Here is a 9,358-nt window from a genome sequence, read left to right on the forward strand (position 1 = left end):
ATTTATTACTTTACTACTATATTAAATATTTTCCCGGGAATAAATATTTCTTTTATCACAGTTTTATCTTCCAGAAATCTAAATATATTTTCATCATCTTTAGCTTTTTCTATTACCTCTTCTTTACTTGCATCAACATCTACCTCTATAGTTCCTCTTACTTTTCCATTTACCTGAACTGGAAGTTCAACAACTTTATCTTTTGTTTTTTCTTCATCATATGTTGGCCATTCAGAATTATGAAGATACCCCTCTAATCCTAAATTTTCCCATATTTCCTCTGTTATATGTGGTGCTACTGGATTTAATAAAATTATAAATGTTTTCAAGTCTTTTTTTGTAATTTTTCCATTATCATTGAATTCATTTAAAAGAGTCATTAAAGTTGCTATTCCAGTATTAAATTTTAGGTGTTCAAAGTCTTCAGATACCTTTTTGATAGTTTTGTGGATACTTGATTCTAATTCTTTTGTATGAATATCTCCATCCACCAAAATTTCTTGAACTTTCCAAACTCTTTCTAAAAATCTTCTACAACCTTTTACTCCATTTTCTGACCATGGAACTGATTTTTCAAAGTCTCCTATAAACATTTCATATGCTCTAAGAGTATCCGCACCATAAATATTTACTATATCATCAGGATTAACTACATTTCCTCTAGATTTAGACATTTTTTCATTGTTATTTCCCAAAATCATACCATGGGAAGTTCTTTTTTTATAAGGTTCTTTTTCATTTACTACTCCAACATCATATAAAACCTTATGCCAAAATCTTGAATAAAGTAGATGAAGAGTTGTATGTTCCATTCCTCCATTATACCAGTCTACAGGCATCCAATATTTTAAAGCTTCATCTGAAGCTAGTTCTTCATCATTGTGAGGATCTATATATCTTAAATAATACCAAGAAGAACCAGCCCATTGAGGCATGGTATCAGTTTCTCTTTTAGCATCACCACCACATTTTGGACAAGTAGTATTTACCCAGTCCTTTATCTTTGAAAGAGGAGATTCACCTGTTTCAGTAGGTTCATAATTTTCTAACTCTGGAAGAACTACAGGTAGCTCATCCTCTGGTACAGGAACCCATCCACATTCATCACAATGAACTATTGGAATTGGTTCTCCCCAATACCTCTGTCTTGAAAATACCCAGTCTCTTAATTTAAAGTTAACCTTACTTTCACCAAGATTATTTTCTTCAAGCCATGCTATCATATACTTTTGGGCTTCTTCTACATTCATTCCATTTATAAAATCAGAATTTATTATAACTCCATCATCTATATCGGTAAATGCTTCTTTTTCTATATTTCCTCCCTTTACTACTTCTATAATTGGAAGATTGAATTCTTTTGCAAATTCATAGTCCCTTGTATCATGACCAGGTACTGCCATTATTGCTCCAGTACCATAAGTCATAAGTACATAATCTGAAATCCAAATTGGTATTTCTTTTTTATTTGCAGGATTTATTGCTTTAAGCCCTTTTATTTCAATACCTGTTTTTTCTTTAGATAGTTCCGTTCTTTCAAAATCAGATTTTTTGCTTACTTCTTTCTGATACTCACCTATCTCTTCTAGGTTTTCTATGTCTTCTTTATATTTTTCAATTAATGGATGTTCCGCAGATATAACCATATAAGTAGAACCAAATAAAGTATCAGGCCTAGTAGTAAACACCTTAAGCTTTTCATCCTTATTTGCAATTGGAAAATCTATTTCTGCACCTATGGATTTTCCAATCCAATTTATTTGTTGAGATTTTACTCTTTCTATATAGTCTAAATCTTCTAAGTCATCTATTAATCTATCAGCATACTCAGTTATTTTAAGCATCCACTGATTTTTTACTTTTTGTATGACCTCCGAACCACATCTTTCACAACTTCCTTGAACTACCTCTTCATTTGCAAGTCCTACTTTACATGAAGTACACCAGTTTATAGGCATCTCATTTTTATAAGCTAGGCCTTTTTCAAATAATTTTAAAAATATCCATTGTGTCCACTTATAGTATTCTGGATCAGTTGTATTTATCTCTCTAGACCAATCAAATGAAAATCCTATTGACTTAAGTTGTGCTTTAAACTTTTTTATATTGTTTTTTGTAACTGTGGCAGGGTGAATTTTATGTTTCATAGCAAAGTTTTCTGTTGGAAGTCCAAAGGCATCCCAACCCATTGGAAATAAAACATTATATCCTTCAAGTCTTCTCTTTCTAGATACTATATCTAAAGCAGTATAAGGTCTAGGATGACCTACATGAAGACCTTCTCCTGAAGGATAAGGAAATTCTACTAAAGCATAGAATTTTTCATTATCTGAATCATTTAAGGCTTTAAAAGGTTCTTTTTCATCCCATATTTTTTGCCATTTTTCTTCTAATTTCCTAGGTTCATATTCTATCATTTTTTTCCTCCTATTGTTTGATCATAAAAATATAAAAACCTTCCATCTCTAATAGAGACGAAAGGTTAGTTCCGCGGTACCACTCTTTTTGATATAATCCACTTAAAATATAACGGTATTTATCCGGTTAAGACTTTTAATCTCAACTACTCTAAGACAAGTTCAAATTAAGACAATACTATCTTACACCAAACAATAGCTCTCTTTAAGTGTCTATAACTTTACTACTTCTTTTCATTGTATTTCTAATTTTATAGATATTATATCCAATAAGGTAGATTTAATCAAGCTTTATTTAAAATTCTGCTGAATTAACTGTTCTTGGAAAGGGAATTACATCTCTTATATTTCCCATACCTGTCATATACATGATAAGCCTTTCAAATCCTAGTCCAAAACCTGCATGTTTTGTTCCACCATATTTTCTAAGTTCCAAGTACCACCAATAATCTTCAGGATTCATTCCATTTTCTACTATCTTCTTTTCTAATAAGTCTAATCTTTCTTCCCTTTGACTTCCTCCTATTATTTCACCAACTCCTGGAACTAGTAGATCCATAGCAGCTACAGTCTTTTCATCATTATTTTCCCTCATATAAAATGCTTTTATTGCTTTTGGATAATCTGTCACAAATACTGGTTTTTTATATATCTCTTCTGTTATATATCTTTCATGTTCAGTTTGAAGATCTATACCCCATTCTACTGGATATTTAAATTTCTTTTTAGACTTTTCCAATATCTCTACAGCTTCAGTATAAGTTATTCTTTCAAACTCTGAATTTATTATATTATCTAATCTATCAATAAGACCTGTGTCTATAAATTTATTAAAAAATTCCATTTCTTCCTTAGCTTCTTCTTTGACATATGATATTACATATTTCATCATATCTTCTGCCAAATCCATATTGTCTTTTAGATCTGCAAATGCAATCTCTGGTTCCATCATCCAAAATTCTGCTGCGTGTCTTGAAGTATTAGAATTTTCTGCTCTAAAAGTAGGTCCAAAAGTATAAACATTTTTAAAAGCAAGTGCAAAAGCTTCTGCTTCTAATTGTCCACTAACAGTAAGGTAAGTAGATTTGCTGAAAAAATCTTCCTTATAATCTACATTTCCATCGTCATTGAATGGTATGTTTTTATAATCTAATGTACTTACTTTAAACATTTCCCCAGCACCTTCAGCATCACTTGAAGTTATTACAGGAGAATGGACATATACAAAATCTCTATCTTGAAAAAATTTATGGATGGCATATGAAGCAATGGATCTAACTCTATAAACTGCACTAAAGGTGTTACTTCTTGGTCTTAAATGTGCAATAGTTCTTAAATATTCCATGCTATGTTTTTTCTTCTGTAGTGGATAATCACTTGTTGAAAAACCTTCTATTTCTATATCCCTAGCTTGTATTTCAAAAGCTTGTTTACCTTTTGGTGTGGATTTTAATATTCCTTTTACTTTTATAGAACTACTCAAGTTAAGTTTTTCAATTTCATCAAAATTAGACAACTCATCAGAATATACTATTTGAATACCTTTAAAAAAAGTTCCATCATTTAGCTCAATAAAACCAAACTTTTTCAAAGGTCTTATATTTCTAATCCACCCCTCTAATACAATCTCTTTTTCTAAATATTTTTCTACGTCTTTATAAATTTCTTTAATGTTTCTTTTCATAATTTACCCCCATATATAAATACTAAAGTTTATTATATCATAAAAAGCTCTCATTACATAAGGAATAGTAATTCTTATTTCACTGTATTAAATCGATAGTAAATAGATAATTTTCCATTACAGTTAATTATACCCTTTTCTAATTAAAATTATTTTATTTATAATTATTCAATAGTTTATCTAATCTTTCTTTTATTGTTTTTTCATATCCATTTTTAGTAGGTTTATAGTATATTTTATCATTATATCCTAAAGGTAAATAGTTTTGTTTTACGAAAGAATCTTGATAATCATGAGGATATTTATAACCTTTTCCACTACCCAAATCCTTTGCTCCACTATAGTGGGTATCTTGTAGATGCTCTGGTATTTCTCCTGTTCTTTTATTCCTTATATCTTCTAATGCTTCATCGATTGCTAAATAAGATGCATTAGATTTTGGAGCTGTTGCTACATATATTGCTGCTTGCGCTAGAACAATTCTTCCTTCGGGCATACCAATATTTCTCACCGATTCAAAGCAAGCATTTGCTACTACTAGAGCATTTGGATCAGCATTTCCTACATCTTCAGAGGCAGCTATTATAATTCTTCTAGCTATAAACTTAGGATCTTCCCCTGCATTTATCATTTTTGCTAAATAGTAAAGTGTAGCGTCAGGATCTGTTCCTCTCATACTTTTTATAAAGGCTGAAGTAGTATTGTAATGTTCATCTCCACCCTTATCATATTTAGCAGTTTTAACAAGTATAGAATCTTTTATTGCTTCTAAGTCTATTTTTATTTGACCATTTTTCTCTTTTGGAGTAGATAAAACTCCAATTTCTAAAGAATTTAAGAATATCCTTCCATCCCCTTCAGAAACTCCTATTAAATAATCTATAGCTTCCTTATCTATATCTACATTATAATCTCCAAGACCTCTTTCTTTGTCAGATAAGGCACTATTTAAGAGCTTTAAAAGCTCCTTATTTAAAAGAGGTTTTAAAGTTAAAACCATAGCTCTTGATAAAAGAGCCTTGTTGATTTCAAAATATGGATTTTCGGTAGTAGCACCTATTAAAATTATAATACCTTTTTCTACAAAAGGTAAAAGTGCGTCTTGCTGAGATTTGTTAAAACGATGTATTTCATCTATAAATAGTATAGTTCTCTTATTATATATTTTCAGATACTCTTCAGCATTTTTTATAATTTCTCTAATATCTTTGACACCAGAAGTTACTGCCGATAACTTTTCAAACTTCATATTTGTAGTATTTGCAATTATCATTGCTAAGGTTGTTTTACCTACCCCTGGTGGTCCATAAAGAATCATTGAGCTTATTCTATCTGCTTTAATCGCTCTATTTAAAAATTTATTTTCCCCAAGAATATGAGCTTGTCCTACAAACTCTTCTAGATTTATAGGTCTCAATCTATCTGCTAAAGGTGCATTTTTTTTAAGTTTATCTTCCATTGACAATGTAAATAAATCCATTTTATCCCTACTTTATTAATTCTATTTTATTAAATTTAAGCATGTATTTTATATTTAATCAATTAATCTCCATCTTAAATATACTAATTAAAAGCATCTAAAGCCTTGGTGTGCATTTTTAATTACATACCCAGACAAATTGTACCATAAGGTATGCCTAAAGTCTTATACTCGTTTTATGTCGTTTATTTAGATCCCTTTTGTTTTGAAAATTTATTACTATACTAATTAAAAATAAAAGCAAATATTTGCTTTTATTTTTAATTTTATTAACTATTCATTTAAAATTTTTTTAAGTTAGTCCATAAATGTATTTAAATATTTGAATTGTCTATATACAGATGCAAATCTAACATACGATACCTCATCTATGTCTTTTAATTTATTCATTACCATTTCTCCAATTTCAATAGAGGTTACTTCTTTTTCTAATGAATTAGATAACTTTTTTTCTATATCGTCAACTATCTTTTCTATAGTATTTATAGACACTGGTCTTTTTTCACAAGATTTTATTATTCCATTTAATAACTTATTTCTATTATAACTTTGCCTATTACCATCTTTTTTTACAACTATTATAGGAATTTTTTCAATATTTTCATAAGTAGTAAATCTTTTCCCACAATTTGTACATTCACGTCTTCTTCTAATTGCTTGTCCTTCATCTGTAGGTCTAGAATCAATAACCTTAGATTCTAAAAATTCGCAATAAGGGCATTTCATCTTTTTCACCTCTTTATACATATCTTATATATATTATAAGCTAATAAAAAGCTGTTGTCTAGAAAGACTAGTCTAAATTTGGAAAATCAACAAGAATTATATCTTCTCCAACTTTAACTATTTCATTCCAATTTATGGTTATATCAATAGGTTTAGAAAAAAAACCACCGCCTTTGGTATTATCTGGTAACACTACCGCTTCTACTATTCCTTCTTCTGTATTGATCTCAAAGTCATATATATACCCTAATCTCTCTCCACTTGCAATATTTATAACTTCTTTCATTTTTATATCAGATAATTTTATCATATAATCCACCTCTTGTCTTATTTAAAATAAAAGTTAACATCAGATTTCTTTATCTGATGTTTTCTTTTATTTATACTCTACTATATCTATATTCATATTGTTCTATATCATGACTATTAGATGGATTTTAACTTTAAATATATTTTCTCATTTGCAATAAAGCATTTTTTTCAAGTCTAGATACTTGAGCTTGAGAAATTCCAATTTCATTAGCTACTTCCATTTGAGTTTTACCTTCAAAAAATCTTAGATTTAATATATCTCTTTCTCTTTTATTTATTTTCTTTAGAGCTTCTTTAAGGGTTATATCACTTGCCCATATATTATCTTCCTCTTTTTCATCCTTTACTTGATCCATAATAAAAACTGAATCCCCACTATCATGGAAAATGGGTTCAAATAAAGATATAGGATCTTGAATTGCCTCCAGTGCAAAAACTACATCTTCTTTTGGAAGTTCTAGTTTTTCTGCAATCTCCACTATAGTAGGTTCCTTTGAATTTTTATATACTAGTTCATCTCTAGCTTGCAAAGCTCTATAAGCTATATCTCTTAAAGATCTACTAACTCTTATGGGATTATTATCCCTTAAATATCTTCTAATCTCTCCAATTATCATAGGAACTGCATAAGTTGAAAATCTCACATTGTGACTTAAATCAAAGTTATCTATAGCTTTTATAAGTCCAATACATCCCACTTGAAATAAATCGTCTACAGGCTCTCCTCTTTTTTTAAATCTTTGTATAATACTTAAAACAAGCCTTAAATTTCCTTGTACAAATTCCTCTCTAGCTTCTAGGTCTCCAGCTTTTATTTTAATAAATAGCTTTTGCATTTCATCATTAGTTAAAACAGGAAGTTTAGCAGTATTTACACCACAAATCTCCACTTTAGATATATGCATTATGATCTTCCTTTCATTGTCATTTGCCCCTTTCTAATTAAATTATTGCCTTTAGAGATATTTTTATTCATTTTAAAAGTTAAATTGAATAAAAAGAAAAAAATATTATTGGAAAATCCAATAATATTTTATACTAATTTACTCATTTCTTTTTGTAATCTTTTCATTATCCTTTTTTCAAGTCTAGATATATAGGATTGTGATATACCAAGTAGGTCGGCGACTTCTTTTTGAGTCTTTTCAAATCCACTAGAAAGTCCATATCTAAGCCTAATAATAGTTTTTTCTCTTACAGATAATGTCTCTATAGCTTGATTTAATAAATTTTTATCTACTTCCTCTTCAATATATTTATATATAATGTCTCCTTCTGTCCCGAGTATATCTGACAATAAAAGTTCATTCCCATCCCAATCTATATTTAATGGTTCATCAAAAGATATCTCGTTTTTAATTCTATTTGTTTTTCTCAAATGCATAAGTATTTCATTTTCAATACATTTGGAGGCATACGTTGCAAGCTTTATCTTTTTATCAGGATCATATGTATTAACTGCTTTTATAAGTCCGATTGTTCCTATAGAAATTAAGTCCTCTATATTTATCTTTGTATTGTCAAATTTTCTTGCTATATATACAACTAGTCTCAAATTTCTTTCTATAAGTATACCTTTTATTGATTCATCATTTTTCAAATTGTTTAGATAATATGCTTCCTCTTCTGTATTAAGTGGTTTAGGTAAAACTTCTCCCGAGCCAATATAGTCTATTCTTTTAGTTATTCCTATCCTATTTAAAACCTTAAATAACCAAATTTTAAATTTAAATTTAAATTTTGAAATTTTCATTCTATTCCTCCTAAAAAGTAATTTCATAATGTAATAACCCATTATATTCCATCTCTTCTGAAAGTTCCCCATCATATATCCCAATTATTATATCTTTTTTATAGATTTCCTCCTCAGATGATCGTATTATTACATAGTCTGGTTGAAATCCAAGTATTATCCCTCCTTTATTTCCAATTGATTTAAAAGGTATCGGTATCACTGGAAAATATTTATTTGTTTCATCTATTATATCTTCAAAACTAATAATATTACCTTCAGATAAGCTTAAAACTATCTCTTTAATCTTTGAAGGAATAATCGTTTCTATTTCTTTAAGTTCCACAATAAATACAGGTTTTTTAGAAAAAGGATCTACTAAAGAATTTCCAGTATCTACTAAAGCTGTAATACTTTTAAATTTATCTTTAAAATATATCTCCACTTGGTAAATATATTCTTTTTTCATGTTTTTACTGTGATTGTAGGTAAATATTATTTTTATTAGAATAAAAGCTATTATTGTACCAAGAATAATATATTTGATTTGGAATATTTCTAACAAATATTTTTTTCTAATAAACTAGTAGGTAAATTTACATTCCAACTCAATGCTAGAATAACACCAGCAAAAATAAAAGATATAATATAAAATCCAATCGATTCATAATAAAATGATTTTAAAGTTTTGCTTCTAAAACTTATCTTTACTATAAATAAAGATAAAATAAGTTTCATAAATGGATTAGTCAAAAATAGTAATGAAGGATAAAAGAAAACTAAAGAATATAAAGTTGCAAACACTGTACCCAATATTATATTACTAATATTTGTTTTATTTTTAGTAATAGTTTTAGTACTATAAAGGATCAAGAAATTTATTATAAAATTTTCTAATAAATAATATTCTAATATAATATACAAAACTTCCTCCTTATATTTAAGTACTATTGAATAGCTCGTTGCAGAACTCTACAACTCGCATATTTACTACGTTTATTTACATT

9 protein-coding genes and 1 other annotated feature are annotated in these 9,358 nt (G+C 28.4%); all 9 genes read right to left on the reverse strand.

The features are described from left to right. Positions 1–5: 5 nt before the first annotated feature. Positions 6–2,417 (reverse strand): leucine--tRNA ligase, encoded by a 2,412-nt coding sequence (gene leuS, locus ACTHW2_RS07290; RefSeq protein WP_442263293.1) that lies wholly within the window; start codon positions 2,415–2,417, stop codon positions 6–8. Positions 2,418–2,467: 50 nt separating this feature from the next. Then, positions 2,468–2,664, reverse strand: a binding site (T-box leader). Between the two features lie 48 nt (positions 2,665–2,712). Then, entirely contained in the window at positions 2,713–4,101 is a 1,389-nt protein-coding gene (gene asnS / locus ACTHW2_RS07295) for an asparagine--tRNA ligase (protein WP_442263294.1), read from the reverse strand. 154 nt (positions 4,102–4,255) lie between these two features. Further along, positions 4,256–5,581: a replication-associated recombination protein A gene (locus tag ACTHW2_RS07300; RefSeq protein ID WP_442263295.1), complete on the reverse strand. Its 1,326-nt coding sequence runs from the start codon at positions 5,579–5,581 to the stop codon at positions 4,256–4,258. Positions 5,582–5,878: 297 nt separating this feature from the next. Further along, positions 5,879–6,307, reverse strand: coding sequence for a transcriptional regulator NrdR (gene nrdR, locus ACTHW2_RS07305; protein WP_442263296.1), 429 nt, complete (start codon positions 6,305–6,307; stop codon positions 5,879–5,881). Between the two features lie 67 nt (positions 6,308–6,374). After that, positions 6,375–6,617: a YlmC/YmxH family sporulation protein gene (locus ACTHW2_RS07310; protein ID WP_442263297.1), complete on the reverse strand. Its 243-nt coding sequence runs from the start codon at positions 6,615–6,617 to the stop codon at positions 6,375–6,377. A 133-nt stretch (positions 6,618–6,750) separates the two neighbouring features. After that, positions 6,751–7,524, reverse strand: a complete 774-nt coding sequence (gene sigG / locus ACTHW2_RS07315) for an RNA polymerase sporulation sigma factor SigG (RefSeq protein WP_442263298.1) — start codon at positions 7,522–7,524, stop codon at positions 6,751–6,753. A 128-nt stretch (positions 7,525–7,652) separates the two neighbouring features. Then, positions 7,653–8,372: an RNA polymerase sporulation sigma factor SigE gene (gene sigE, locus ACTHW2_RS07320; protein ID WP_442263299.1), complete on the reverse strand. Its 720-nt coding sequence runs from the start codon at positions 8,370–8,372 to the stop codon at positions 7,653–7,655. A gap of 10 nt (positions 8,373–8,382) precedes the next feature. Continuing rightward, positions 8,383–8,916 (reverse strand): sigma-E processing peptidase SpoIIGA, encoded by a 534-nt coding sequence (locus tag ACTHW2_RS07325; protein ID WP_442263300.1) that lies wholly within the window; start codon positions 8,914–8,916, stop codon positions 8,383–8,385. Then, the gene (locus ACTHW2_RS07330) at positions 8,910–9,275 is read right to left on the reverse strand and encodes a sigma-E processing peptidase SpoIIGA (RefSeq protein WP_442263301.1); all 366 of its coding nucleotides are present in this window, start codon (positions 9,273–9,275) and stop codon (positions 8,910–8,912) included. Before ACTHW2_RS07330 ends, ACTHW2_RS07325 begins: the two co-directional genes overlap by 7 nt. Positions 9,276–9,358: the final 83 nt, after the last annotated feature.

It is taken from the genome of Tissierella sp. (assembly GCF_052089545.1).
In the GTDB taxonomy this organism is placed as follows: Bacteria; Bacillota; Clostridia; order Tissierellales; family Tissierellaceae; genus Tissierella_A.